The 26,533-nt window shown below is 70.3% G+C and carries 23 protein-coding genes; 2 read left to right on the top strand and 21 right to left on the bottom strand.

Annotated features, from left to right (window positions below; all coding sequences use genetic code 11):
• Positions 1-118: 118 nt before the first annotated feature.
• The 3 genes from ACFWU3_RS23745 to ACFWU3_RS23735 form a co-directional block, all read right to left on the bottom strand.
• The gene (locus ACFWU3_RS23745) at positions 119-310 is read right to left on the bottom strand and encodes a hypothetical protein (RefSeq protein ID WP_384440999.1); all 192 of its coding nucleotides are present in this window, start codon (positions 308-310) and stop codon (positions 119-121) included.
• Positions 311-409: 99 nt separating this feature from the next.
• Positions 410-1,051 (bottom strand): response regulator, encoded by a 642-nt coding sequence (locus ACFWU3_RS23740; RefSeq protein ID WP_384440996.1) that lies wholly within the window; start codon positions 1,049-1,051, stop codon positions 410-412.
• The gene (locus tag ACFWU3_RS23735; RefSeq protein ID WP_384440993.1) at positions 1,048-2,139 is read right to left on the bottom strand and encodes a sensor histidine kinase; all 1,092 of its coding nucleotides are present in this window, start codon (positions 2,137-2,139) and stop codon (positions 1,048-1,050) included. The genes ACFWU3_RS23740 and ACFWU3_RS23735 overlap by 4 nt, the downstream gene beginning before the upstream one ends.
• A gap of 200 nt (positions 2,140-2,339) precedes the next feature.
• Between ACFWU3_RS23735 and ACFWU3_RS23730 the strand changes: the two genes are divergently transcribed.
• Complete coding sequence (locus ACFWU3_RS23730) at positions 2,340-2,909, top strand: RICIN domain-containing protein (RefSeq protein ID WP_384440990.1); 570 nt, start codon at positions 2,340-2,342, stop codon at positions 2,907-2,909.
• A 107-nt stretch (positions 2,910-3,016) separates the two neighbouring features.
• Here the strand turns inward: ACFWU3_RS23730 and ACFWU3_RS23725 are convergent, their stop codons facing one another.
• From ACFWU3_RS23725 to ACFWU3_RS23700, 6 genes are all read right to left on the bottom strand, one after another.
• On the bottom strand, positions 3,017-6,388 hold the full coding sequence (locus ACFWU3_RS23725) for a CARDB domain-containing protein (RefSeq protein ID WP_384440987.1): 3,372 nt from the start codon (positions 6,386-6,388) through the stop codon (positions 3,017-3,019).
• A gap of 661 nt (positions 6,389-7,049) precedes the next feature.
• Positions 7,050-7,925 carry a class I SAM-dependent methyltransferase gene (locus ACFWU3_RS23720; protein ID WP_384440984.1) on the bottom strand — a complete coding sequence of 292 codons (876 nt, stop codon included), beginning with the start codon at positions 7,923-7,925 and terminating at the stop codon, positions 7,050-7,052.
• Between the two features lie 103 nt (positions 7,926-8,028).
• Complete coding sequence (locus tag ACFWU3_RS23715; RefSeq protein ID WP_384440981.1) at positions 8,029-8,637, bottom strand: helix-turn-helix domain-containing protein; 609 nt, start codon at positions 8,635-8,637, stop codon at positions 8,029-8,031.
• A 96-nt stretch (positions 8,638-8,733) separates the two neighbouring features.
• Entirely contained in the window at positions 8,734-9,180 is a 447-nt protein-coding gene (locus ACFWU3_RS23710) for a PaaI family thioesterase (protein WP_384440978.1), read from the bottom strand.
• Positions 9,181-9,328: 148 nt separating this feature from the next.
• Positions 9,329-9,709: a VOC family protein gene (locus ACFWU3_RS23705; protein WP_384440975.1), complete on the bottom strand. Its 381-nt coding sequence runs from the start codon at positions 9,707-9,709 to the stop codon at positions 9,329-9,331.
• 222 nt (positions 9,710-9,931) lie between these two features.
• A complete protein-coding gene (locus tag ACFWU3_RS23700; RefSeq protein ID WP_384440972.1) occupies positions 9,932-10,498 on the bottom strand; it encodes a peptidase inhibitor family I36 protein in 567 nt (188 codons plus the stop codon).
• A gap of 466 nt (positions 10,499-10,964) precedes the next feature.
• Here ACFWU3_RS23700 and ACFWU3_RS23695 point away from each other — a divergent pair, with 466 nt between their 5' ends.
• Positions 10,965-12,248, top strand: coding sequence for a DUF5933 domain-containing protein (locus ACFWU3_RS23695; RefSeq protein WP_384441024.1), 1,284 nt, complete (start codon positions 10,965-10,967; stop codon positions 12,246-12,248).
• A gap of 98 nt (positions 12,249-12,346) precedes the next feature.
• Here the strand turns inward: ACFWU3_RS23695 and ACFWU3_RS23690 are convergent, their stop codons facing one another.
• From ACFWU3_RS23690 to ACFWU3_RS23635, 12 genes are all read right to left on the bottom strand, one after another.
• Complete coding sequence (locus ACFWU3_RS23690) at positions 12,347-13,324, bottom strand: sugar kinase (protein ID WP_384440969.1); 978 nt, start codon at positions 13,322-13,324, stop codon at positions 12,347-12,349.
• Between the two features lie 7 nt (positions 13,325-13,331).
• The gene (locus tag ACFWU3_RS23685; protein ID WP_384440966.1) at positions 13,332-14,264 is read right to left on the bottom strand and encodes an SMP-30/gluconolactonase/LRE family protein; all 933 of its coding nucleotides are present in this window, start codon (positions 14,262-14,264) and stop codon (positions 13,332-13,334) included.
• Positions 14,261-14,896 (bottom strand): bifunctional 4-hydroxy-2-oxoglutarate aldolase/2-dehydro-3-deoxy-phosphogluconate aldolase, encoded by a 636-nt coding sequence (locus ACFWU3_RS23680; RefSeq protein ID WP_384440963.1) that lies wholly within the window; start codon positions 14,894-14,896, stop codon positions 14,261-14,263. Before ACFWU3_RS23680 ends, ACFWU3_RS23685 begins: the two co-directional genes overlap by 4 nt.
• Positions 14,897-14,922: 26 nt before the next feature.
• Complete coding sequence (locus ACFWU3_RS23675) at positions 14,923-15,720, bottom strand: hypothetical protein (RefSeq protein WP_384440960.1); 798 nt, start codon at positions 15,718-15,720, stop codon at positions 14,923-14,925.
• On the bottom strand, positions 15,714-16,859 hold the full coding sequence (gene dgoD / locus ACFWU3_RS23670; protein ID WP_384440957.1) for a galactonate dehydratase: 1,146 nt from the start codon (positions 16,857-16,859) through the stop codon (positions 15,714-15,716). The genes ACFWU3_RS23675 and dgoD overlap by 7 nt, the downstream gene beginning before the upstream one ends.
• The gene (locus ACFWU3_RS23665) at positions 16,856-17,617 is read right to left on the bottom strand and encodes a FadR/GntR family transcriptional regulator (protein ID WP_384440954.1); all 762 of its coding nucleotides are present in this window, start codon (positions 17,615-17,617) and stop codon (positions 16,856-16,858) included. The genes dgoD and ACFWU3_RS23665 overlap by 4 nt, the downstream gene beginning before the upstream one ends.
• A gap of 48 nt (positions 17,618-17,665) precedes the next feature.
• Entirely contained in the window at positions 17,666-18,424 is a 759-nt protein-coding gene (locus ACFWU3_RS23660) for an SDR family NAD(P)-dependent oxidoreductase (protein WP_384440951.1), read from the bottom strand.
• Between the two features lie 55 nt (positions 18,425-18,479).
• A complete protein-coding gene (locus ACFWU3_RS23655; RefSeq protein WP_384440948.1) occupies positions 18,480-20,591 on the bottom strand; it encodes an alpha-galactosidase in 2,112 nt (703 codons plus the stop codon).
• Positions 20,588-21,514 carry a carbohydrate ABC transporter permease gene (locus ACFWU3_RS23650; protein WP_384440946.1) on the bottom strand — a complete coding sequence of 309 codons (927 nt, stop codon included), beginning with the start codon at positions 21,512-21,514 and terminating at the stop codon, positions 20,588-20,590. The genes ACFWU3_RS23655 and ACFWU3_RS23650 overlap by 4 nt, the downstream gene beginning before the upstream one ends.
• Complete coding sequence (locus tag ACFWU3_RS23645) at positions 21,514-22,410, bottom strand: carbohydrate ABC transporter permease (protein WP_384441021.1); 897 nt, start codon at positions 22,408-22,410, stop codon at positions 21,514-21,516. Before ACFWU3_RS23645 ends, ACFWU3_RS23650 begins: the two co-directional genes overlap by 1 nt.
• A 2-nt stretch (positions 22,411-22,412) precedes the next feature.
• Positions 22,413-23,705, bottom strand: coding sequence for an ABC transporter substrate-binding protein (locus ACFWU3_RS23640; protein ID WP_384440943.1), 1,293 nt, complete (start codon positions 23,703-23,705; stop codon positions 22,413-22,415).
• A 253-nt stretch (positions 23,706-23,958) separates the two neighbouring features.
• Positions 23,959-26,070 (bottom strand): glycoside hydrolase family 27 protein, encoded by a 2,112-nt coding sequence (locus ACFWU3_RS23635; protein WP_384440940.1) that lies wholly within the window; start codon positions 26,068-26,070, stop codon positions 23,959-23,961.
• Positions 26,071-26,533 lie beyond the last annotated feature (463 nt).

Raw genomic sequence — 26,533 nt, 5'->3', positions numbered from 1 at the left:
GCCCCGGGGAGATCACGACCCGGGGCCCCGCGCCGTACCGGTGATCGTCCGGACGGAAACGCCGCCGTCTCGGTGCAGGATGCCCGACTGCCGGTCCGCTGCTTCCTCGGACCGTCGTCTACCTCCTCGGACCGTCGTCACGCCCCTCGATGGTGCGTCGTACGGCGGCTCCTTCGTCTTCGACCAGTCCGGCAGGGTCGGGCATGTCGAGCGTCGCCCCGCAGTGCTCGCACAGCTTGCCGTGGCCCGCGGGTGTGCCGCAGGCCTTGCAGAATCGCTCGGTCCGCCGGTCGCCCTTACGTCCTGTCATGACATCTCCACGGCTCGGGGGTGATGTGGCGCCGAGTACCCGGGGGCGACTTGTCCATGTTCAGCCGCGCAGAACACCCAGGACGTCCCCGGCGACCCGCTATTCCTCGGCTGCCCAGCCGTCCTCCCGTACCCGCGCCGCGAGGTCGATCTTGGTGTAGGTGGGGCGGCCGGCCTGCTGGTACTTCTCCTTCACCCGGTCCAGGTAGTACTTGGCGGTGTGCGGGCTGACACCGGCGCGGCGGGCCGTGGCCTTGAGGGTGAGGCCCGAGGCGTACGCGAGAAGCACTTCGCGTTCCTTCGGCGACAGACCGGGCCGGTCGGGGCCGCTGTCGTGCGCCCAGGCGAAGGCCAGTTCCGTGGAATGCGCCGTCTCGCCCCGGGCCACCTGCTCGATCGCCCCGACGAGCGTCGGCAGATCGTGGCTCTTGGTCAGATAGCCGTCGGCGCCCGCGGCGATCGCGGCGATGATCCGCCGGCGGTCCGCCACGGTGCTGATGACCAGCACACGGCTGTCCGCCGCCCGCAGCCGCCGGATGTTGTCCGAGGGCTGTGAGTCGTCGCCGAGCACCAGGTCCAGGAGCACCACGTCGTACGGAAGAGTCGCCGACTGCGTCCCGGCGAAGAGACCGTCCACCGTGCATACCGTTGCAGCCAGCCGCATGTTCGGGACTCCGTCGAGCCACACCCGCAGTCCGCCGAGGAGCATCCGGTCGTCGTCGACCACAGCGACCGTGATCACGCGGGCCACCGCAGTTCGATGCGGGTGCCCTCGCCGGGCGCGCTGTCGACGAGCGCCGCGCCGCCCGCCTCGGCCATCCGCAGGTGCACCGAGGAGCGCAGCCCGAGTCCTTTGACCACGGTGTCCGGCTCGAAGCCGACGCCCTGGTCGACCACGGTCACCACCACCCGCTCGCCGTCACCGTTGCCGACCACCGTGACGACGGCCTGTCCCGTCCCGGCGTGCCGCAGCACGTTGTTCAACGCCTCCGCCGTCGCGTCGGCGAGGGCACCGGCCGCCTGCGCCGGTATCTCGGGAAGGCTGTCGTACTGGGCGCTCACCCGCAGTCCCAGGTTCTCCGCCGACCGTACGGCTCGTTCCATCGCCGCCGCCGTGCTCGGTGCCCGCTCCTCCTCGGCATCTTGCTGGATGAGCCGGCGGAGGTAGGCGGCTTCCCGGGCGCAGCGTTCCCGTACGGACAGTGCGTCGGCGTCGGCGTGGCCGCGGGCGATCGCTGTCAGCGTCGCCAACACGGTGTCGTGCAGGGCGCGATGGTGCGCGATCCGCTCGGCGTAGCGCGCCCGGGCGGCTTCTGCGGCGACGGCCTGGGCGGTCGCCTCGTCCAGGGCGCGGCCCTGCCGGCGCAGGTACCACCAGAAGACCCTGGCCAGAACGGCAGACGAGAGGATCGCGTTGAGGTGTGCGGCGATCACGGCGATGTCCGCGCCGGTCGGCCAGTATCCGGCGGTGTGCGTCACCGCCAGCGCCCCGACCGCTCCGGCCACCGCGGCCGGACGCGCGAACGCGACCGCCGCCATCGCGCTGGCCGAACCGCCGAGGAGCATCACCCAGGCGATGTCCTCCGTACGGTGCATGCCGCCCGCGTACGCCACGAACGGCAGGACGCAACCCACGACGACGACGTCCACCAGTGGGGGCCAGGCGCCGAACCAGCCTCGGGACCGGGCCGTGGCGAAGACGAGCACGCTCACGGCGAGGGCAACCGTCAGTGCCAGCCATGCCGGAGCGCTCTCCCGGTGATGTTGCACGACGGCGAGTACACCGACCGCCAAGTGGCTCGCGCGGTACAGCCCGGTGGCCAGAACCATGAATGTCTGGGCCCGTTGGAGGCCCGACCCCACTCTCACCGCATGCCTCCCCAGCGCACGCAACCCCCCTGAACCGGCGGTACAGCCGGACGACGGGAAACGTTAGGTTTCGGGGCGTTCCGGCACCGGACACGACGAGCCATCACACCACTACGTCGGGTCGCGGCGCCCATCGCAATCCGGGCAAAGAAGGAGTCACAGTGGCTCGAAGTGTGCACCGCGGAGGGATACTCGCGGTCCTGGCATCACTGCTTGTTCTGCTGATCCCCGGCAGCGCGAGCGCTGCCGATCCGCCGATCCGCTACACGTCGTGGATCAACAACGCCGCGATCTACGAGATGCGGGCCTCGTACTCGTGGCAATGCATGGACGTGCGGGGGGAGTCGCAGAACCCGGGCGCCGTCATCCAGCGCTTCGACTGCAAGGGCCGTCTGCACCAGCGCTTCTACTTCATGCCGTCGGGCACTCCCGGCCTCTTCTTCATCGGGGTGTACGGCAAGTACTGCATCGGCGCGCAGAACGCCTCCACCGCCGACAATACACCCATCGTCCTGGGGCACTGTCAGGGGCCGGGCCAGCACTTCCGCTGGGTCGACCGCGGCAGCGACCACTGGGAGATCGTCGAGGCGGCCAGCGGCAAGTGCCTTCACGACACCGGTAAGCGCAGCGCGATCCAACTCCGGGCGTGCGGCAACATCACCGAGCCGTACCCGAGCCTGTGGACTCCCGGCTACGACGGTCAGTACAACTACACCAGCGTCTGGGGCTGAGCGCCCCTGCCGAAGAAGGGCCGCGCCGGATTCGCTCCGGCGCGGCCCTCCTTCGCGTTCTGCTGCCCTCCGGGCCTTCGGGCTCAGGTGCCCTTCGGGCAGGTCGGTCAGCCGGTTCTGTTGATCACGAACTGCGATCCGGGCTCGATGAGAACGTCGCCGTCCGCCGAGTCGGTGATCGTCACGTTCGTCAGGGTCGCACTGCCCCGGGCGCCGCTCATCGCGAGGATGCCGGAGCCGTTGTTGGACTTGTCGATCCTGACGTTGGTGATCTTCACGTTCGGCATCTCTCCGCCGCCCGTCTTGAACTGGATTCCGTCGTAGGTGGAGTCGTGGATGTCCGTGTCACGGATGGTGACACCCGGGATGCCCTGCCCTTGCGCGAAGAGGGTGATCGCTCCGAACTCCTGGTCCTCGTTCCAGAACGCGCCGCCCGTGCGGTACAGGGCGTTGTTGGCGATGAGGGTCTGGCCGGTGAAGGGCAGGGGGTCGTGGTCGGTGGCGAGCATGATGCCGGGGTAGTTCATCGTGTCGGCGATGATGTTGTTCTCGATGGTGTTGCCGTATCCGCCGTAGACCGCGATGCCGTTGGCGCGCCAGGGCAGCTGGATCGTGTTGTTGCGGAAGTGGTTGTCGTGCCCGATGTCGACCGAGGTGTCCTTGACGTACTTGCTGGCCCACACCGCGAGGGCGTCGTCACCGTTGTTGCGGAAGGACGAGTTGTAGACGGTCGAATTGCGGGTGCCGTTGGCGAAGTTGATGCCGTCGGCGTACGTGTTGCGTATCCGCATGCCGCTGAACTCGACGCCGTCGCCCGGTCCCCACAGCTCAGGGATGTTCGAGTAGTCCCGGCCGGCCCAGACCCCGACGTTGGCGTGCTCGATCCACACATTGGTGATCTTGGTGTCCTTGCCGAAACGGCCGTTGAGACCGACGCCGCCCTCGTGGTTGCCGTCGCCGCCCCGGATGGTGCCCGAACCGAAGATGGCGATGTCCGAGATCTTGGTGTTGTGGTCGATGTCGAAGCCGAAGTTGCCTTCGTGCGGGTGGTTGATGCCGCCCGCCTGGTGCGGCGGGGTCAGGGTGTACAGCTGGGAGTGCCACATGCCCGCGCCGCGGATGGTGACGTCCCGGATGCCCACCTGGTTGTGTGTCCCGCGGTTCAGTGGGTCGTCGGTGAGGATCTTCTGCTCCTGGCGCCACTGGCCCGCCGGAATCCACACACAGCTGATGTCACCGTTCTGGTCCGCTGTCACGGCGCGCTGGATGGCGTCGGTGTCATCGAGGCCGTCGTTCGGTACGGCGCCGTAGTTCGTGATCGAGGTGCACCCGGCCGGCTGGGCGCTCGGGGGCGCCACCTGTTCGAGGTCGACCAGGTCGATGATGTAGAACGAGGCCATGTCACCGGCGTCGCGCTGGAGGCGGAACTTCGTACCGGCCGGGTAGCTCTGCGGCAACAGCGCGTGGGACTCGTCGAACAGGCGCCGGGCGTCGGCCCCCGGCGTGTTGGTCAGACCCTCGGGGTCGTCCGTCCTTCCGTACAGCCAGCTGTGCTTGGAGGACAGGGTGAGCTTGCGGCTGAAGGTGTCGTTGACGTAGAGGCTGATCGTGGCCTCGGCGCCGCCGCCCGCGGGCGCGTCGGGGATCGAGTTGCGCACGACGATCGAGTTGGCGGCGTTGGCCGAGGTGAACTCGACGAAATGCCCGGTGGTGGTGAGCCTCACCGACTGGCGTCCGGAGGACTCGGTGGCGAAGTTCGTGTGCCCGAAGGTGCGCTTGGCGTCGGTGGTGAGGAGCGTGCCCTGGTAGCGCGCGGCTTCGGCCTCGTACTCGGTGTAGGGCAAGGCGGCACCGCGTCCGACGACCAGGGAGCGCGCGAGGACGTTGTTGTTCTCGTTGGTCTCCGCGACGGTGTTCGTCGCGTCGGCCGTCGCGGTGAGGGTGACACCGCCGCTCGCGGCGGTCCAGGTGCCGTTGATCGGCACGGTGACGCTCGCCCCTGCGGCGATCGCCCCCGCCGTGCCGTTCAGAGTGGTGCTCCCGGCGGCGAGGCGCGTGACGGTCCCGGCCGCGACACCGCTGGTACCGCGGTTGTCCACCGTGATGGTGAAGGACACCTGCGCGCCGACCGGGGGAGCGGCCGGGTTGGGGGTGATGGCGGTGACGGTGAGGTCAGGGCCGGGGCTCTGCCCGACGACCAGTTTCGAGGACGCGGTGCGGCTGTTGTTGGTGTCGTCCTGCTCGACGACGGTTCCCGCCGGGTCGACGAATGCGGACACGGTGTAGCTGCCCATGGCGCGCTTGCCGACCGGAACCCCGACGGTCGCGGAGGCGCCGGCCGCGAGCGCGCCGACCTGCGCCGAACCGGCTGCCGCGCCTTCGAGGCTCACGTTCACCGACGTGGCGGGCGACGCCGCACTTCCGGCGTTGCGGACAGTCGCTCTGACCTCGACGGCATCCGTCTCGGACGGTGAGGAGGGGGCCCACGTCAGATCGGTGATGGTCAGGTCCGGGTTGGGTGCCGCGGCCCCGATCACCTGGAACTCGGCGACCTGCGCGCCGAAGCCGCTGGAGTTGGAGAAGAACTTCAGCTGGACGTCGGAGTAGCGGCCGGTCACCGGGATGGTGACGCTGTTGCCGCCGGAGGACGGGCTGAACGCGTAGTCGGCGCGCGCCTTCAGCGAGGTGAGGCCGGACGCCGACTGCTCACGTCCGAGCACCTCGATGGCCTGGGTTCGCGGCCCCCATGCCTGGTCCGGGTTGAGTTTGACGACGACCGCCTCGACATCGGCGTTGGCGCCGAGCTTCACCGTGAGGGTCGAGGGGAAGCCGGAGGACTCCCAGTAGGTGGCCGGGCTGTCGTCGTTCGCGTTGGAGGCGACATAGGTCTGGGTGAACGACGATGCCTCGATCGGCTTGTTGCGGGCGAGGTTGGAGCCGCTCACGGGCGGCTCGCCCGGCCCGTCGTCCTCGCCGTAGACCTCCAGTTCGGACAACTGGGCGGCGTTCCAGCCGCTGTTGGCCGACACCTGGACGCGCACGTGGCGGACCGTGGTCGCCGTGACGGGGATGCTGACGGTGTTCGCCCTGGCCGGATCGAAGGCACGCGCGGCGGAAGCGGACAGCGGTGCGAACGATGATCCGTCGGTGCTTCCCGACACGCTCAAGGTCTGACTGCGGGGTTCCCAGCTCGACGGCAGTTTGAGGGCCACCCGGCTGATCTCCGCGTTCGCGCCGAGGTCGACCTGTACCCACTGGGGCAGTGCGCCCGCGGGGCCTTCCCAGTACGACGCCTGACTTCCGTCGGTGACGTTGCCGGCCGGGTAGTTGCCGTGACTGCCGCCTGCGCGGGCGGACTTGCCGAGGGCCAGGTTGGGCCCTTCCGCGGCGTAGGCGGGAGCGGGCAGCAGCCCGATGGCGATCAGGCCCGCCAGCACCATGCCGACGATCACTCGCCAGCCGTGGTGTCTCGGTTTCATGGTGTCCTCTTGTTTCGTGATCCGGTGTCCGGGCGCGCGGCTCGGCGCCCGCAGGTGGCGCCGTACGAGGCGTTGGGGCAGGGCGACTTGCATGACGGACCGGTGCGCCGAGGGGACGGCGACCACGCGCCTCGCCAGGTACCTGACATGGTGAAGGCGAGGCAGTTGAGAGGTTCTCTAGAACTTTTGAGTGAAACAGTCAAAATTTTGCAGCGACAGGGTGACAGGTTTCTACCAGGTGGCCACTTTGTCAACGGGCCTGACACACAAGCGAGTTGGCCTCAGTGGTTTCGGCAGGTGGGCGGGGTGGTCGCGCGCCCCGGCTGTAGGCGGTGGGCGCGTCTGCCGAGGGGGCGTCGCCGGGGGAGGCGAGGTGGACGTAGACCTCGCGGCCGGTGCGGCGGTAGCGGGCTCGATGTGGGCTGGGCGAGGGCGTGCTGCCGGCCTCGACCGCGATGTCGACGGCCACCGAATACCGGTGTCGCCTGCTTGCGCAGGCGGTGCGTACGACCTTGCTTGCCGCCCCGGTGCGTACGACCCTGCTTGCCGCCCGGTGCGTACGGCTCCGGCGCTTTCCCTGCGTGTGCGTGGGCGCGGCCGGGTCCCGGATCGGCAGCAGCCGGCCCGGGCCCGGCCGCCCGTACGTCGGTCGATCCGTGGTTCAGTTCTTGCGGCGTGCGGCCCAGACTGTGCGTTCCGTGCGCACGACCAGGTCGGTGCGGCGGAGGATGCTGTGGTCGCTGCCGGTGTCGAGAAGCCGGTCGAGAGCGGCGAGGTCCGCGGGCGCGAGCGTTTCGGCGGCGACATCGCGGATGCGTTGCAGAGAGCCCAGGGCGTATCGGCCGATCGCCTCGGTGGGGGAGTCCTCGATGTTCACGGCGATGGTGCGTTCGGCTTCGAGGGTGAATCCGGCGGCGGTCAGCTTCGGTCCCCAGTCGGCGCCACGGTGGGGTACGTGCTCGGCGTGGAAGCGGTCGGTCGCGGCGTGGCAGCGGTCCTCCAGGCCGGGACGCACCTCGGGTGCGTTCTCCGGCAGGAAGCGGGGGAAGCCCGCCAGTTCGACGACGGCGAACAGGCCGCCGGGCGCGAGGATGTCGTGCACGTGGCGCAGGGCGCTGTCGGGGTCGGCCATGTGGTGCATCGAGGCGGAGGCCCATACGAGATCGGGCGTGCCGAGGTCGGGCCAGTCCGTGGCGTCGAGGTCGGCCGGAACGGTGCGCACGCGGTCCTCCACTCCTTCGGCCCGTGCCCTCGCGCGCAAGCGGTGAAGGTGGTCGGTCGAGGAGTCGACGGCGGTGACGTGTGCCTCGGGGAAGCGGTCGAGGAGGGCGAAGGTGCCGGTTCCTGTTCCACAGCCCAGGTCCACGATCTTGTGCGGTGCGGCCTCGAGGGGCAGCCATCCCGTGATCGCGGCGATGTGCTCGGCGAGGACTTCCGCGTCCAGGTCGAGGATCTCTGCTTGACCGCCGGAGTCGCCGACGTGCTGGTGACCGTGGTGCGCACCGTGGTGGTGGGTGTGGGGTTCCGTGTGGCTCATGCCCTCACGCTAGAGCGCTATTGCGCACGGAGCACGATTCCTTGCCGTATCGGCAAAGAGTTGGTCCGCTGTCGTGCCGCACACGCAAGGGCGTACGGACAGGTCACGCACAGGAGTTGTCCGAGGCGTAGGCATTGCCGGCGCCCTTGCTGCTGTCGCGCTGGTGTCCACGGCGGGCGTCACGGTCGAAGATGCCGAGGATCTCGCACGGCCCGCCCTCGGTGCCGATGGCGTGGGGCAGCATCGTGGGGAACTCCGCGGCCTGGTTGGTCTCGATACGGAAGCGACGGTGGCCCAGCATGAGAATCGCGGTGCCGGAGAGGACGACGAGCCATTCGCGGCCGGGGTGGGCGCGCATGCGCGAGGGATCCTCGGGGGCCGGCTCGGTCAGCCGCTGACGCATGACGCTCATGCCGGGCTCCGCCTTGATGGGCCAGCGCATCAGCCGGTGGGCACTGTCGATCATCGGGTTGGTGACGACATCGTCGGAGGCGGTCTCCACCAGCTGGTCCAGAGAGGTGTCCAGGGCGCGGGCGAGGATGACCAGCTGATCCAGCGCGAGCCGGCGCTGACCGTTCTCGATACGGCTGAGGGTGGACTGGCTGACGTTCGCGCGGGTGGCCAGCTCCTCCAGGGACCAGCCTTGTGCCACGCGCAGGGCCCGGATCCGTTTGCGTACCAGGCTGTCCAGTTCGCCATCGTTTTGCGTCATGGGCAATACCGTATGCGCTTGGCGCGGGTCAGGGCCCGGGTCTCCGCTCGCGTCAGCGAATGCGCCCCGCCCGGCGCGTACGCGAACGGAGCGGTGTCAGGCCACGGTTTCCGCGCCGCTGAGCGGAATGACGCGAGCAGTGGCACTGGCTGTGGCGATCACGATGTCGTCCGCGTCGGTGAGCGATGCTTCGAGGTGGGCGATATCGCCGACGCGATGCACGACGCGGCCGTTCCCGAAGAGCCGTCCGGGACGGGTCGGGCGGAGGAAGGACACTTTGAGTTCCATGGTGGACTGAAATTCGTCGGGCTGAAGGGTGGCGAGAAGAGCAGGGCCGACCGTGTCGTAGAGCATCGCGGCGAGAAAGGCCCCGAGGACGTTGCCGGTGGGATTGGTGAAGTCCTCGGTTGCGTGGAAAGCCAGACGAATCGTGCCGTTCTCGACGTCCGCGTCGATGAATTCCGCCCCCAGTGTGGCCGCGGCTCGGGGCATCGGCGCTCGCCCGTTCACCGCATCCCAGAACGGGCCGGTACGTTCGCTCATCACATCTCCCTGGGCTGCGACCGTCTGATGCCGTCCGTCGTCGTCCTTCCCGTTCGGCTCCATCCGCCTCTCGCTCACCCCTTCGACTCACCCGCTCGGCCCGCGGGGCCCGGTGAGCGGTGCGTCCGGGGTGCGGCCATTGCCTGCTCTATGCGTCGCGGCACAGGCAGAACGGGTGGCCGGCCGGGTCGAAGAGCACCCGGACGTCGTCCTGCGGCTGGAACTCCGCAACCGTGGCGCCCAGGGCGACCGCCTCGGCGACCGCTGAACCCAGGTCGCCGACCTGGAAGTCGAAGTGCATCATCGGGCGCTGGTCGCCGTCGGCCGGTGGCCACACCGGAGCGCGATAGCCATCCGCCTGCTGGAACACGAAGAACGGTCCCTGCGGAGAGGCGGCCACGATGGCTGTTCCCGGCTCTTCGTGCCCGATGTGCCAATCGAGGAGTTCGGCATAGAACCGCGCCAAGCCGCTGGGGTCCGGCGCCTCGATCGTCGTCCCCCACCACATGCCGCCTGTTCGAGATCGCATGCCTGACCCTATACAGGGCCGGCCCCGCAGGGTGGTGAGCCGGCAGATCCCGGTCGATCCGCCGGCTCATCCGGTAGGGCTCGACGAACGTCGCGATCAACGCCTGCCTGCCCTGAACCTGCCGCTTGCGGAGGTCGGGCCGGACGGCCAGGTACCGCCGCAGCCCCATGACTCGTCAGCACGCCTGGTCGGCCCGGCCGTCGCTCCGCACCGGATCCTCGGCTACGCGTACAGCTCGATCACATCGGCCTGGTCGTTGGCGGACACCAGGGCCTCATACCTTCCACCCGGGCCGCCGAAGATCCACTCCAGGCCGTTGTCCCAGTTCTTGCCGACGATCCAGGCGCCGTCGGTCTGCGCGTTGTAGTAGGAGCTGACCTGGTCCTGCCAACTGGTGCCGTCGGGCATCGTGTAGTTGGACAGGGTGTAGGAGCCGTAGTAGTAGAAGTCGAGGCGGTAGCCGCTCGCGTCGCGGTGCTGCCACACACAGGCATAGCCGGTCCGGCAGTCGTTGGCGCCGTCGGCCGCCGCGCGCGTGGACGCAACGGTCATCTCCACGCCCGGCTCCAGCCTCACCCGGTCCTTCCCGACGCGCTCGGCACCCTTGTTGTGCCGCAGCAGGCCCTCGATCTGCTGCTCCAGCCGGGTGTCCGCCGCCCGGGCGGACGAGGCCGCGTCCGCCGACGCGGCGATCGCCGGGGTGGCCAGCGCCGTTGTGAGCACGGAGGTGGTGGCCAGTGCGAGTGCGAGCGCGGTACGGCGCGTTCTCAGCGGATTCAACAGCTTCATGCGTCTCTCCCGTTGGTGTGCAGTGGAACCGTGTTCCTGCGTTGGCCCCTTGGCCGGCGGCGTCTCCATCCGGTGCCGACTGGAGCGGTCAGTTGCTGTACGCGTGAGACAGGGGCCGGGTTGCACAGGAGTTGCGCGCTGTTGAGTGCGACTCGCAGTTGATCGACGTCGATCAAGGTCGATCAACGTCGATCGACAAGGAACGTCGAGGGTTTTCGCCGCCCCAGAGGTTCAGGCCGAATCCTCCCTGAGCACACCGAGGGTTCAGCGCCGATTTTCGTTGGGATGGGCCTCAATTCCCCACCCGTGATCGATGACGGCCGCGTACTCCGCTAGCATGTTCGAGCTCATAATGATCACGTTGAAATACGACAAATCGGCTGAAAAATTGATATCTAAGGTGACGCGAAGGCTGCCGCGCACGGGCGGTGGCTCTCGGCCGGCTTCATGGCGCCGGCCGACCATCATGCTGTGGGTCGCGGTAGGTGTGGTGGGCCTCGGATTCCTCATCGCTCTGGAGATCGCCGCCCGCCACTACGGCGAGCGGGGGCCGATCACCGATCAGGCGCGAGAGGTTCTTTTCGCCCCCAAGTCGGGGACCGTGCTGTACGTCAGCATGGCGTTGATGTTGGTGGTCCTCCCCTGGCGGCAGCGGTTCATCGCGGTCGGCGCGGCCATCGGCATCGATATGGCCTTCTGGCTCGTCCGGTGGGCTGTCGACGCCGAGATGATGTACGGCAACGGCGCGCTGTGGGTGACGTTGGCCTGTGGCGTCATCGCCATCACGCGCCGCACCGGCCGGGACCGCGTCCTGCTCCTGAAAGGCGTCGGACTGGCCCTGCTGCTGGTGGCCGGCCGCAAGACCGGCTACACCTGGCTGCTGATCACGTCGAAGACCCGGCCGATGGTGCTCGACCCGTATGTGGCAACCGCGGATCACGCGTTGGGCAACCCCTCATGGCTGGCAGGCCGCCTTGTCGCGGCCACCGGCACGGCGGGCGAACACGTCCTCGACTTCGTCTACATCCAGCTCGCGGTGGCCGCGGTCCTCGTCGCGCTGTACCAGTTGCGCAACGTGGCTGCCGAACGCCGCTTCCCGGGCCACCATCTGGTGCGCACCTTTCTCGTCATCGGTTTGCTCGGGCCGGGTATTTACATGATCTACCCGGTCGTCGGACCCGTCTTCGCCTACGGTGCCGACGGAGGTGCCTGGGCGGTGGCGAACCTGTGGCCGGACATACCGCCGCCGGTCGGTGTCCCGGGACCGATACCCTTCGACGAGATCACGCCCCGCAACTGCATGCCCAGTCTGCACACGGCATGGGCTACCGCGATCTTCATCCATTCCCTCAAGGGGCCCCTGGCTCTGCGCTTCGCGGGCGGCTTCTGGCTGATCGCCACACTGGGCGCGACGCTGGGCTTCGGCTACCACTACGGCGCGGACATCGTCGCAGGTGTGGTGTTCACGCTCACCATCGAGACGGCGCTGCGCGCGCTCGACCGCGGCTGGGACCGAGCGGGAATCAGGCTTGTCGCCTACGGCGCCACGGTATTCACCGCACTCCTGGCGTCGTATCGCTATCTGTCCGTGGACATGGCCGAACGACCCTGGCTGTTCGGGCCGCTGATCATGGCGGCGATGATCTCGGTGATCTACGGCTACATACGGACCACCAGGCTGTGGGACCGGAAACCGGAGACGGTGCGTCTGCCCCGGCCGCGACGCGAGGCGCAGCCCGAACTGGTCTGAGCCGCGCTGCTGCCCAACTGGGCCCGAGCGGCACCGTGCACGGCTTGCGGCAGGGGCACCGCCGGGGTGGAAGCGGCCCGGACGGCACCTGAGGAGGATCAGTCGATCACGGCGGCCCGCCAGATCTCCTCGTCGGCGTCCAGGAGCGCCCCGATGCGCTCCGGGTCCGGCAGCGGGCCGTGGTCAGCAGAGACTCTCAGCGCCGAGGCCGCGGTCAGATGGCCGAGGCGCAGGGCGCGTTCCACCGGCAGGTGTCGCAGCAGGCCGCTGAGGAACCCGGCGGCGAAGGCATCGCCTGCGCCCACGGGTTCGGCGACGCGCACCTTCAAGGCGGGCACTCGGTGGGCGGTGGCCCCGACGAAGGCGGTGGCTTCGCGGTCGCCGTCCTTCACCACGAGGACCTGCGGACCGGACAGGAGGTCACGAACACCTTCGGCGTCGGTGATCCCGTCACCCCACAGGGCCTGGGCTTCGTCCAGGCCGACGAGGACGATGTCGGCCCGGTCGGCGAGCGGCCGCAGGACGTCGCCGGCGGGGCGGCCGGTCCACAGAGCGGGGCGGTGGTTGACGTCGAAGCTGACCGGGCAGGGGCGATCGGGGCGCAGTGCCCGCTCGACGAGGGCGTGGCAGCCGGGGGAGAGGGCCGGGGTGATACCGCTGAGATGGAGGAGTGCGGCGCCCGCCATGGCTGGGTCGTCGAGGAGTTCGGGGGTCAGGGCCGAGGCAGCGGATCCACGGCGGTGGTAGTGGACGTGCGTGCCGTGCGCGCCGGGGTCCTTCAGGAGCAGTCCGGTGGGTCGGTCCGGGTCGGTGCGGACGCCGTTGACGTCGACACCGCCCGCGGCGATCCGGTCGCGGACACGCCTGCCGAAGGGGTCGTCGCCGACGGCGGAGAGCCAGCGGGCGGGGATGCCGTGGTCGGCCAGGTAGAGGGCGACGTTCGACTCGGCGCCCGCGATGTCGATACGCAGCAGGTCGGCGTGGTCGAGCGGCCCGAGGGGCTCGGGTGCGAGGGCCGCCATGGTCTCGCCGACGCAAACGACGGGGCCGTGGCGCAGGGGCAGGGGGGTGCTCATGGTGGTCCTACGGTGTGTCGGTACGGACTGCGGTTGCGCCGGCGGCGTCGGGTCCCGTGAGGGTGGGGCCGGTGGTGTGCTCCGGGCGGAAGGACGCGGTCGGCAGCCCGGGCACGTCGACCCGGAACGCGAAGACGGCGCCGTCCAGCGGGCCGGGCCGGGACAGGCCGATGCGGGCACTGGTGACGAGGAGGGTGCGGCCGTCGGGACCGCCGAGGCAGAGCCCGGCGGGCTGAGCGGCAGGCAGTTCGACGATCCGGTCGAGGGTGCCGTCGGGGTGATGGCGGTGGGCCCGGCCGGCGCCCCAGACCGCGGTCCAGAGGCCACCCTCGGTGTCGGTCGTCATACCGTCGGGACTGCCCGTGGAGAAGGTGATGTGGGTGTCGGGCTCGCCCACGTCGCCGGTGACCGGGTCGACGGGGTAGCGCCGGACGAGCCCTCGGGCGCTGTCGGCGAGGTACATGACGGTGCCGTCCGCGCTGAAGGCTGGGCCGTTGGGCACGGTGATGTCCCGCAGGACGCGGGTGACACGTCCGTCGCGGTCCATCCGGTAGAGGGAGCCCGCGTCCTCGGTCGCCTCGTACGCCATGCTGCCCGCCCAGAAGCGGCCCTGTGGGTCCGCGACGCCGTCGTTCATCCTCATCGGGACGCCGGCGTCGTCCTCCAGGTGGGCGAGCCAGTCGACACGCCCGGCGTCGTCGATGCCGCAGATGCCGGTGCCCGCCGCCGCGATCCAGTGACCGGGCCGGCCCTCGACCGGGGCCACCGCCCCCAACGGGCAGGGGAGTTGGGCGATCTGTGCGAGCGGTGCGGCGGGGGTGTCCGGGGCGGACAGGAGTCGGCCGGAGAGGATGTCCGTCAGCACAGCGCGGCCGTCCGTCCATCGGATGCCCTCGCCGAGTTCGAGGCGGTCGGTCCCGATGACCGTGGGCCGGGTCACGGCCGGACCTCCGCGCGGACGACGTCCAGGAACGCGGCTGCCCGCTCGCGCAGGGCGGTGAGACTGCCGCCCGACGCCGCGTCGCCGACCAGTGGCGAGCCGACACCGACGGCAGTGGCACCGCTGCGCAGATAGTCGGCGGCCGCCCGGGCGTCCACCCCTCCGACGGGTACGAACGGCAGGTCGGGGAAGGGGCCTCGCAGGTCCCGCAGATAGCCCGGGCCTCCGGCGCTGCCGGCAGGAAAGAGTTTGAAAGCCGTGGCGCCCAGGCGCTGCGCCTGGAGGACGTCGGTGGGGGTCATCACGCCCGCGAGCACCGGGAGTTGGAGCTCCCTGCCGATGGCTATGCCGTCGCTCACCGCCGGCGTGACGAGAAAGGACGCTCCGGCCCGGTGGGCGGCCCGCGCGTCGTCCGCGGTCAGAACGGTTCCGGCGCCGAGGGGTGCGTCAGGGCCCAGTGCGGCACGGGCCTGGCCTATGACGTCAAGCGCGTCGCGTCCGCTGAGGGAGACCTCGACGAGGGAGATGCCTTCCTCGACGAGGGCGAGCACGGCTTTCAGCGCGGCGGCCGGGTCGCTGCCGCGGACGATGGCGAGCAGCCGGTGGGCGCGCAGCGCCGCGAGCAGGTCCATCGGAGATCCCTTCTGGTGGTGGGGTGTCAGGTGCGACGGGTGGCGGCGACGGTGAGCCGCCAGGTGACCTCCCCGGTCGCGGGCACGACGGCGGTGTCGCCGTCGTCCCCCGTAGCCCGGTCGAAGACCCGGCCGAGCATCGGCTCGACGCCGACCGACCGGTATGGCGCGTCCTGGGGGAAGCCGCCGAGGTTGCGCCACACGGCGACCGAGACCGGCTGTCCGCCGGCCTCGACGGACAGATGGAGGGAGTCCGGACCGTCGTGCACCGACACCTGTGGGGTGAGGACGACTGCTCCGACGGCGCTCCCGTCGTCCGGGCCGATCCGGTCCAGTGGTACTCCGTCGACAGTGGGCCAGGCGCCGGCGACCCAGCGGTCGCCCTCGTCCGGGTAGAGCCGTGTGACCGCCGGGCCGGCCACGTCGATCCGGGCGGCGGGGGAGAGGTCCAGCAGGGCGTGGGCGGCCCACACGAAGCGGTAGCCGGGCTCGGCGGTGAGCGTGTAGTCGGCGACGACTCTCCCGGCGTCGTCTCGGATACGGCGGGTCAGACGGAAGTCGGGGCAGTCCACGAGGTCCACGTCGCCGACCCGCCGCCACCGCCGCGACCAGGCGTCCCCGTGGTCGGGCTGTCCGCGCACGGTGGGCACGCACTCCTCCAACCCCCCGGCGTCGGCGAAGGATTCACCGGGCCTGACGTGGGCGCGGCGCGGCTCGTCGCGGTGCCAGAGCCATTCGCGGCCGCCGGCGGTCAACGAGGTCCAGCGGCCGCCCAGTTCCGGATCGGTGGCCACGGAAACCGGCAGCCGCTTGCCGCTCACCATTCGGCGAAGGAGCCGTCGGCGTGCCGCCAGACGGGGTTGCGCCAGGCGTGGCCGGACCGGTCGGCGGCGCGCACCGCGTCCTCGTCGACAGCGATGCCGAGTCCGGGATGTGCGGTGCGACGCGCCTGACCGTCGACGAAGCGGAAGGGCTCGGTGTCGACGAGGTAGGATAGCAGGTCGGCGTCCTTGTTGTAGTGGATACCCCGGCTCTGTTCCTGGATCAGGAAATTGGGCGTGGCGAAGGCGACTTGAAGGCTGGCGGCCAGCGCGATGGGGCCGAGCGGGCAGTGCGGCGCCAGATGGGCCCCGAAGGTCTCGGCGAGCGACGCGATCCGGGTGACCTCCGAGATCCCGCCGGCGTGCGACAGGTCCGGCTGGGCCACGGCGACTCCCGCGGTCAGTGGCGGGAGGAAGTCGGCTCGCCCGTAGAGCCGTTCACCGGTGGCCAGCGGCACCGACGACGCGGCGACCAGACCCGGCAGCAGGTGCGCCTGCTCGGGCAGGACGGGCTCCTCCACGAACAGCGGGTGCAGGGAGGCTATTTCCTGGAGCACGCGCCGTGCGTTGGCGGCGCCGAAGCGGCCGTGGAAGTCGACGGCGACGTCCCGGTGCGGACCCAGGGCCTCGCGGGCCGCGGCCACGCGCTCGATGACGGCAGCCGTCTCGGCGGGGCTGCCGATCGGCGGGGTGCGCCCGGCGGCGTTCATCTTGACGGCGGTGAAGCCTGCCTCCACCTGGGCGGTGACCTCCTCCTTGAGCCGGTCGGGCTCGTCGCCGCCGACCCAGGCGTACACCCGTACCGAGTCGCGGACCGGCCCGCCGAGCAGCGTGTGCACCGGCACCCCGAGGGCGCGGCCGGCGATGTCCCACAGGGCCTGGTCGATACCGGCGACGGCGCTGGACAGGACCGGGCCGCCGCGGTAGAAGCCGCCCTTGCTCAGCACCTGCCAGTGGTCCTGGATACGCAACGGGTCCTGGCCCACCAGATACTCCGCCAGCACCTCCACCGCGGTTCGGACCACCTCGGCCCTGCCCTCCACCACCGGTTCGCCCCACCCGACGACACCGTCGTCGGTCTCGATACGGCAGAACAGCCACCGGGGCGGGATGAGAAAGGTCTCGACGCGCGCGATCTTCACTGTGCCTGGCCGTCCTTCTTCTCGGGTGAACCGTCCACGCCCTCGGACGCGTGCGAGCCGCTGACCTTGTCGAGATCGCGCGTCGCCTGGTCGAGCAGGGCGCGCATGGCGTGTTCCGCGGCGTCGGGGTCCCGGTCGCGCACGGCGTCGAGGACAGCACGGTGGCTGGGTACCGGGTCCTCGCTGTGCGGAGCGCTGTGCACGAGCTGGTCGCGCTGAGCGAGGCCCGACTCGATGACCATCTCCATGCGTTCCAGCAGTTCGTTGTGGGTGGCGGCGAGCAGTGCCCGGTGGAACGCGAGGTCGGCCTCGACCGCGTGAGTCGCTCCGCCCTCCTGGCCCATCGCGGTCAGGGCCGTCTCCAGCGCCTCGAGGTCGGCGTCGGTGCGCCGGTCCGCCGCGAGGCGCACGGCCGCGGGCTCGATGATCCCGCGGACCTCGCCGAGGCTGCGCAGCAGTGCGGGGTCGGCGCCCGATCCGCTGCTCTCGGAGAACTGCCAGCGCAGCACGTCGGCGTCGAGCAGGTTCCAGTCGGATCGGGGCCTGACGAAGGTGCCGCGCTTCTGCCGGGCGTCGACCATGCCCTTGGCCGCGAGCACCTTCAGTGACTCGCGCAGCGCCGTCAGGCTGACGTCCAGCTCGCTCTGCAGCGCCGCCATGTCGAGCGTCGCTCCTTCGGGGATCTCGCCGGTGAGCACTCGGCGGGCGAGGGTCTCCACCGTCTGGCCGTGCACTCCGCGGCGCGCGTATGGCGTCATGTCTATGCCCTTCTTGCTGTTCGATCGGTGGCCGGTGCGGTCGTTCCGTCAGGCCGAGGCCTTCGAGACGCTCCAGCCGCCGTCCACGAGCAGGCTCGATCCGGTGATGTAGGAGGCTTCGTCGGCGGCGAGGAAGGCGACGGCGGCGGCCACCTCCTCGGGGGTGCCGAAACGGCGGGCCGCGGTCCCCGCGACGCTGAGTTCGCGGTCGGCCTGCGGCACCCGGTCCCACGCGGCGGTCAGGATGGGTCCCGGCAGCACCGCGTTGACCCGGACGTCCGGGCCGTACTCGACGGCGAGTTGACCGCACAGCGAGAGCAGCGCGCCCTTGCTCGCCGCGTACGCCGGATGGCCGGGAATGCCCCGGTGCGCGTGCACGGAGGACACGAGCACCACGGCCCCGCCGTTCGTGCGCAGATCCGGCAGTGCCGCCCTGACACCGAGGAAGGCACCGGTGAGGTTGACCGAGAGCTGTCGCTCCCAGGAGGCGAGACTCGTCTCGTGAGCGGGTGCGACGGCGACCGTGTACGCGTTGCCGACCAGGACGCCCACGGGGCCGAAGCCGTGCGCGGTGGTGATCACCCGCTGCCAGTCGTCCTCGCTCGCGACGTCGGCTGCGACGAAGACGGCCCGCGCCCCGTCCTTGCGCAGCCGCTCTGCGGTCTCCTCGCCGCGCTCGGCGGCGATGTCGACGAGGACGACGGCCGCGCCCTCCGCGGCGAGGCGGGCCGCGGCGGCCGCGCCGATGCCCGACGCGGCGCCCGTGACGACGGCGACGCGATTGGTGAAACGGGCGGCTGGATTCATGTGGGGGATCTTCTCCTGATCGAGAGGCCGGTGGGGCGCGGACTGTCCGATGTCGTCACTGCCGGGCCAGCACCGTCAGCTCCGCGTCGTGTTCGGGATTCCAGGTGAACGGCAGCCCCGAGTGCAGCAGATACGCACCGCTGTAGCGGGTTCCGTGGTCGATGTCGGTGTACACGGCTTCCGGGGCGAGGCCCCGCAGGCGGAGCCGGGCGGGCCGGCCCGAGAGCAGGGGCGCGCCGTCCAGCGGACCGGTGTTCCAGGCCGTCACCACCACACGGGCACCGCCGCGTTCCTCGAACTGGACACCGCACGTCGGGTCGGAGGGGCTGCCCAGCAGGTGGACCTCGCCGTGGTGCACGACGTCCCGGATCTCCTTGTAGCGGGCGATCCACCGCGCGGCCTCGGCACGCTGCTCCGGTGCCCAGTGGCGGATGTCGGCGCCGATACCGAGTACGCCCGCGATGGAGTTGACGAAGCGGAAGCCGAGCGAGCGCGGCCGGGTGTCGAAGATGCCCGGGGCGTCGGTGACCCAGGAACTCATGGTGTGGGGGGCATGCGCGTGGAGGTAGCCGTACTGGATGCGCAGTCGGTCCATGGGCGCGGTGTTGTCGCTGGGCCACACCACGTCGGTGCGGGCGATGGTGGCGTGCTCGACGCGAGCGCCGCCGCCGGCGCAGCCCTCGATCGTGACGTGCGGGTGTGCGGTGCGCAGATGGCCCAGGACGCGGAGGTAGCCGGCGACGTGCTCGGCGTCGAGGTCCTGCCGCTCCGGCTCGGGGCCCGCCGCGTGGCCGGGGCGTCCGCGTTCGGTGGGCGGCCGGTTCATGTCCCACTTGAGGTAGCCGATGGCGTGGGAGCCGAGCAGCCGGTCGAGCGTGGAGATGACGAAATCCTGGACGTCCTCACGGCCGAGGTCCAGCAGGAGCTGGTTGCGTACGAGGGTGGCCGGGCGGCCGTCGATCCGGTACACCCACTCGGGGTGTTCGGCGTACAGCTTGGACCGAGGGCTGATGCCTTCGGGTTCGACCCACAGGCCGAAGTCCAGACCGAGGGACCGGACCTGCTCGACGAACCGGTCGAATCCATCGGGAAACGCGGCCGGGTCGGGGTCCCAGTCGCCGAGGCCCCCGGTGTCGTCGGGGCGACCGGTGAACCAGCCGTCGTCGACGACGAAGAGTTCGGCACCCAGCCCGGCGGCGACCTCGGCGAGCTCCAGCTGGCCCGGGGCGTCCACGTCGAAGCCGGTGGCCTCCCACGAGTTGTAGAGGACCTTGCGGGGACGGTCGATGCGCTCGCCGCTCAGGTGCCGCTCGTAGCGGTGCCAGACGCGAGCCAGTCCGTCGAGGCCGTCCGGGCTGAAGGCGCAGGCCAGGCGCGGAGTGACGAGGGTGGTCCCGGGGGTGAGGCGGACGGCGCCCTCGTGCGGCACGCGGCCGGCGCGGACGCGCAGCGCGCCGGCGGGCTCGGCGTCGGCGGTGACGCGCCAGTTGCCGGACCACTCCAGGGCGATGCCGTAGGTGGGGGTGGTTCCCTCGGCGGGAGCGTCGGCGGACTGGACGGCGAGCCAGGGGTGGTAGGCGTGGCCCGCCGAACCCTGAGTGCTCTCCATCTCGAAGCGCCCGCGCTCCAGAACCAGTTCCTGGAGCTGGAACTCCTGCGACCACTGGCCGGCCAGATAGGTCAGTCGCGCGCCACCCTGGACAGGCACGTTGACGGCGGCGGAGTCGAAGCGCTCCAGCCGTACCTCGTCCTCACCGGTACAGGTGAGCTCCGTCCAGCGCAGGACGACGTCGGTACCGGGCACCGTCTCGTAGCACAGCGCGGTGCGCAGCCCGAGGAGGTCGTCGGCGAACTCCAGGCACAGTGTGCGGTCGCCGTCCTGGGTGGCGCCGTCGAAGTGCCACCAGCTGCCGCGGTCGCCGCCGGGACGGGAGGCGATCAGGTCGGCGCCGGTGAACGGCCGCAGCCCGTACGGGATGTACTCGGCCGGAGCGGCGTCGGCGGGGGTGATGAAGTGCGTGCGGCGCGACCCGTCCATGGGCGACGGTCCGGCCTCGGCGCCGTGCGGTCCCCAGGCGGCGAGTTCGGCCCAGCGGCCGTCGCCGCCGAGGGTGACGGCGTAGGACGTGGTGTCGGTGCGCAGCAGCCACCGGTCGGACGTGGTCACTTCACGGCTCCGAGGTTCAGTCCGGCGACGAAGTGGCGCTGGAAGCGGAGGAAGACGGCGACCGTCGGGGCGGCGGCGATCACGGAACCGGCCGCGATGACGTTCCACATGGACACGTACTGGCCCTGAAGTCCGATCAGCGAGGCGGTGATGGGCATCTGGCTGTCCGTGCGCAGGACGGTGATGGCCCACAGCAGGTCGTTGAAGATCCAGGTGAACGACAGGGCCGTCAGGGCGGCCAGTGCCGGGCGGGCCAGTGGCAGGATGATCCGCCAGTAGATCTGCCAGGGGCTCGCGCCGTCGATGACGGCCGCCTGCTGGATCTCACCGGGGATCGCCCGCATGAAGCCGTGCAGGACGAAGACGTAGAACCCGACGCCGAAGCCGACCTGCACCCCGATCAGCGCGTACAACTGGTCGTAGATGCCGAGCACTTCGCTCAGCTTGGAGACCGGGATCAGCAGGATCTGCGGGGGCAGCAGGTTGCCGCCGAGCATCAGCAGCAGCAGGACGCGCCGGAACGGCAGGTCGTAGCGGCTGAGCGCGAAGGCCGCCATGGAGGCGAGGCCGAGCGAGAGCAGCACGGTGGGAACCGAGACGATCATGCTGTTGATGAGGGCCTGCTGCTGGCCGCCGTCCACCCAGGCCTGCTGGAAGCCGTCCAGCGTGAAGGACCGCGGCCAACTGCCCACCCCGTGGGCGGCGATGTCGTCGAAGGTGCGGGTGCTCGTGACCAGGACGAGGGCGATCGGCAGCAGCCACAGCGCGGACAGCAGCCCTGCCGTGAGGTGGAAGCCGGTGGTACGCAGCGCTCGGCCGCGGACAACAGGCCGGCGGGGAGCCGACCGCGGAGCCGTGTGCGCCGTGCCGGGGTCGTGGCCCGGGTCCTTGCCGACGGATACGGAGGCGTGGGTGGCGGTCATCAGTCGGCCTCCCGGAAAGCGCGCACGAGGTAGCTCGCGATGACACCGAAGGCGAGCACGAAGATGACGACGGCGAGCGCGGAGCCGTATCCCAGGCGCAGGGACTGGAACGCGGTGGAGTACATATAGGTGCTCAGCAGTTCGGAGGAGTGGTACGGACCGCCACGGGTGAGCGCCCAGACGACGTCGAACGAGCGCAGCGAGTCGATGACGATGACCGACAGGACGACCGCGTTGACGCTGCGCAGCTGCGGCAGGGTGATGTGCCGGAACTGCTGGAGGCGGCTCGCGCCGTCGACCTTGGCCGCCTCGTACAGCACGGGATCGATTCCCTTGAGGCCGGCGAGATAGAGCACCATGACGTAGCCGACCTGGCGCCACAGGGCGGGCACGATCACCGCGTAGAAGGCGGTGTCCTGGTCGGCGAGCCATGCGTGCCGCCAGCTGTCGAGGCCGACGGCCGACAGCACGTTGTTGATCAGGCCGTCCGGCTGGTACATGGCCTGCCACACCAGCGCCGTGGCGACCAGGGAGAAGACCACCGGCAGGAAGAGCGCCGCCCGGTAGAACCCGATGCCGCGCCGCTCCTGCTGGAGCAGCAGCGCGGCACCGAGGCCGAGGGCGGCGGAGAGTCCGCCGAAGAGCAGCAGCCACAGCACCGTGTTGATCGCGGCGGTACGGAAGACCGCGTCGTGCACCATCTCGCTGAAGTTGCCGAGGCCGACGAACGTGGGGGCCGCCAGGCCGTCCCACGTGGTGAGCGACAGATAGAAGCCCTGGAGGGCCGGCCAGAAGACCCAGAAGGCCTCGACGAGCAGCGGGAGGAGAACGAAGGCCAGGACCACCGGGGGCACCCGCGTGGCCCTGGACCGTCGTGTGGAGCCGAGCAGCGCCATGGTCACTGGCTCCAGATCTTCTGTGCGCCGCGCTGCCACGTGGTGAGGATGGAGCCGATCTGCTTGGGCTTGGCGAGGTAGTGCACGAGCGCGGTGTCCGCGGTCGGCTGGAGGGCGTCGCTGGAGTCGCGGTTGAAGAACTGGGTGAGGTCGGTGGCGCCCTCGATGAGCTTCCGGCCCTTCTGCACCAGCGGGGTGCCCGAGTCCTTGGCGTCGGGGTGGGTGGGCAGCGTGGTCCCCGAGCCGCTCTTGAGGTACAGCTCCTGCGACTCCGCGGTGGCCAGGTAACGCAGCAGTTCCTTGACGCCGTCGGCGCGCTTGGTGCGGGCACTGGCGAAGAAGCCGTCGGTGGGCGCCTCCTCGGCGACCGGGACCTTCGGGTCGATGACGGGGAACCGGAAGAAGTCGATGTCGTCCAGGGCGTTCTTCGGGGCCGCGTCGGCGAAGAAGGTGCCGATCAGCATCATGCCGGTACGGCCCTGGAGGAGGGCGGTCGTGGCGTCCTGGAACGGGATCGCCGTGCCGTTCGGGTCGAAGAACGGGCGGGCCTCGTCCCAGCGGTCGAAGACCCTGCGGACCTCCGGGTCGTCGAAACGGTGCTTGCCGGCCAGGAGTTCGCGGTGGTAGGCGGCGCCGTTGACGCGGATGTTCAGGTAGTCGAACCAGGCGGACGCGACCCACGGGGTGTCGCCGCCGGCGCCGAGGCCGATCGGGGCGACGCCCTTGCTCTTGAGCTTGTCGCACAGGTCGAGGAATTCGTCCCAGCTCTTCGGCTCCTGAACGCCCCACTTGGCGAAGTTGGACTTCCGGTAGAACATGCCCCACCAGTAGTAGCTGGTGGGCACGAAGACCTTCTTGCCGCTGGACGCGGAGGTGCACAGCTTCTTCAGCGCCTCGGAGTAGCCGGCGAGTTCGGGCTTCTCCCAGATGTCGGTGAGGTCGAGGAGCAGGTCCTTCTTCGCGTACGACTCGGCGACGGAGCCCGGGTACCAGGTGTAGGCGTCCGGCGGGTTGGCCGAGGTGAGGTAGGTCGGCAGCTGGGTGCGGAAGGTCTCCGACGCGACGGTGTTGAGCTGCGCCCTGGTGTCCCCGCGTTTGCCGAAGGCGGCGACCGTCGCCTGTATGGCGCTCTTGGCCTGCGGGGAGGACAGGTTGGACTGCAGGGTCACCGGGCCGCCGGACTTTCCTCCGGTGGCGGACGGGGTCTGGGTGACGCAGCTGCTGAGCAGCGCGCCGGCGCCGACGGCGCCTGTTCCTACGAGGAACCTGCGGCGGGTGGCGTTGAAGGCGGTCATCTGTGCACTCCTTGGTGCCCACGGAACGGAACTTGAGGCCCCCTGACGGCCCGGCTCCGGGCGCGGCAGGCACAGCTTGGCGCAGAGCCGGAAGGACCGTCAAGATTAATTACTAATTTATTCTTCGGAGGCTGTGTCCCGGGCCGGAGAAGGCCCGGGACACAGCCGTCATTGCACGGCGATACCGGACAGAGCGGCCTGCCGCGGTACGGATCGACGCAGGTGGAACAGGGTCGAGCGGTCGGTGCGGGGCTCAGAGCCGGGTCTGGTGGACGCGCCCGTCCACTCCACGGAAGGCGGCCAGTACGCCACCGTCCGGCCCGGCCACGGCGCCGAGAGCACCGTCGAAGGCGCCGCTGACGAAGTCCTGGTCCTTGCTCCAGCCCGCCCAGTTCCCGGACGCGGTCCAACTGCGGGTCCAGAGCGTGTAGTCACCCGCACGGGCGTACAGGTGCACCGTGCCGCCGGAGGCCACCAGCGTCGGGCTGCCACTGAGCGTGCCGCCGAGGGCCGTCCAGTCCGACCAGGTGCCGGAGGTGTCGCGGGTCCGCGTCCAGGCCGCGTCGTCGGGGGTGCGGACGGCCACGTGCAGCCTGCCCTCGTCGTCGACGACGCCCGACGGGCGACCGTAGAACGCCTTGTCCTGCGGGGCGCCCTGCGCGGTCCAGCCGGAGGCCGGGCCGCGCGACCACAGCTTGCCGTCCGCGCCGCGGGCCAGGAGAGTCCAGTCGTCCGGACCCGCGAAGGCAACGGTCGGCGCGTCCGTCAACGTGCCGCCGAGGGACTGCCACCGCCCCCAGTGCCCGTTCGCGTACACGCGCCGGTAGGCGGTGCCGTCGGTGCCCCGTACGAACACGTCGATCCGTCCGCCTGTGGAGGCGTACGCGGCGGGCTGGCCGAGCATACGGCCGTGTGTCGGGCCACCCAGATCGGTGGTCCTGGCCTTCGACCAGTCACCGCCCTGGGCGGTCTGAGCGCGCAAACTCCCGTCCGTGTCACGGGTGAAGGCGGTCAGGGTGTCACCGTCGCGGGTCAGGGCCGGGCTGGCCGAGGAGCGGCCGGGCAACTGCGTGCCCGGGGCGTCGTCGGCGCCGGTCAGCTTGAGGAAGGCGGTGCCGTGGGCGGGGACGCGCACGGTGTACGAACCGGTGAAGCCGCCGCGCGAGGTGCGGGCCCGCAGATCGCGGACGGCGACCTTGCCCGTCAGGCCGGTGTCGGCGAAGGTCACGGTGCGATCCTGCGCCTGATCGGAGCGGTTGAGCAGGACGACCGCCCGCTTGCCCGCGCCCTGGAGAACCTTGCTGTAGACGTCGCCCACGGAGTCGGTGGCAACCCTGGCGCCCTGGATGCCCAGCGGGTCCTGGTTGACGGCGATGATCTCGGGATTGCGCAGGGTGTCGAGCATGGACCGCGACAGGGTGCGCGGGTCGCTGCCGAGTATCAGCGGCGAGGCCATCTCGGCCCACATCACGAACTGGGTGGTGGACTCCTCCTGGTTGAGCTCGTAGCCGCCGTCGGCGAGCTTGCGCATCGGGATGAGGTAGTCCGGGTCGTTCCAGTGGCCGGGGCCCTGAGCCTCCGGGTGCCAAGCGTTGGCATCCATGTTGCGCAGAATGTTGGGCCACTCGCCCGCCGTGGGAGTGCCCCAGGCGATGTCGGTGCCGGTGCGCCAGGAGTCTCCGGTCGTCGGACCGTAGACGTAGGTGTTGTGCGCGTCCTGCTCGGGCGTGTGGGGCATGCCCCAGTCGTCGGTGAGCGGGTTGCACAGGTTGAGCAGCATCTTCCGGCCGGATTTGGCGACGGCGTCGCTGAACTCCTTGAAGGCCGGGCCCGGGTCGAGCCCGGCCCCGATGCCGCAGAGGAAGTCCACCTTGATGGCGTCCACCTTCCAGCCGGCGAACTGGCGGGCGTCCTCCGCGTAGTGGCCGCGGCTGCCGAGCCCACACCACTTGCCGCCGTCGTACTCGCCCGCGTCGGTGTAGATGCCGGCCTTGAGACCGCGCTGGTGAAGGTAGGTCACGAGTGCGGGAATGCCGGAGGGGAAGCGCGAGGGGTGGGCCACCAGCCGGCCCGTCTCCGGGTCGCGCGGCTGGTCGGCCTGCCAACCGCCGTCCAGCCAGACGATGTCGTAGCCGCTGTCGCGCAACCCGCTGCTGACGAGGTGGTCGGCGACCTTTCTGACCTCGTCCTCCGTCGGGGCGCCGAGCCCGTAGTAGGTGTTCCATCCCATGTACGGCGTGGGGGCGAGGCCGCTGTCGTAGTACTGCGGCGCACCCTGGTCGTCCGCGGCGTGTGCCGTGGGAACGGCCGATCCGACCAGTACCACGGCGCCGAGCACCGCCACGGTCCGCCGCACGCGCGCCATCTCTGCACGATGCGAAGCCACTGAAGTCTCCCGAGAGTTGGGGGTTCGGGGCACCCCGCTCGGGTCGTTCCGAGGGCCGGTGCCAGGCGGAAACTGTGCCGAGGCCCCTGAAGCCTGTCAATATTAATTGCTAATTAACTTAAAAACGGGATGTCCGGATGCCGTGGCGATCGCTGCCGGAGGGTCTCCGCGAGGCTCGGCGGAGCTCCTGAGGGGCACCGGGGATGCCCGAACGCCACGGCGATCCGGCGCCGGTGAGGAGGTGTCAGGGGTGCGACGGACACCAGGAGTGATCCGACGACAAGGGTGCCGAGCAGAACGCCGAAAGCGACGATGCGGCCGACGCCAGGGGATCGCGGCGGACCGGACGATCACGACGACGGCCGCGGACGATCACGAGCCGCAGACGATCACGAAGGGATGAATACGCGGCGAGGGCACCCCGCCGTCCCCGGGCGCCGGG

The sequence above is a fragment of the Streptomyces sp. NPDC058685 genome, from assembly GCF_042714725.1.
GTDB lineage: Bacteria > Actinomycetota > Actinomycetes > Streptomycetales > Streptomycetaceae > Streptomyces.
This window is presented reverse-complemented; position numbering and strand designations above follow the sequence as displayed.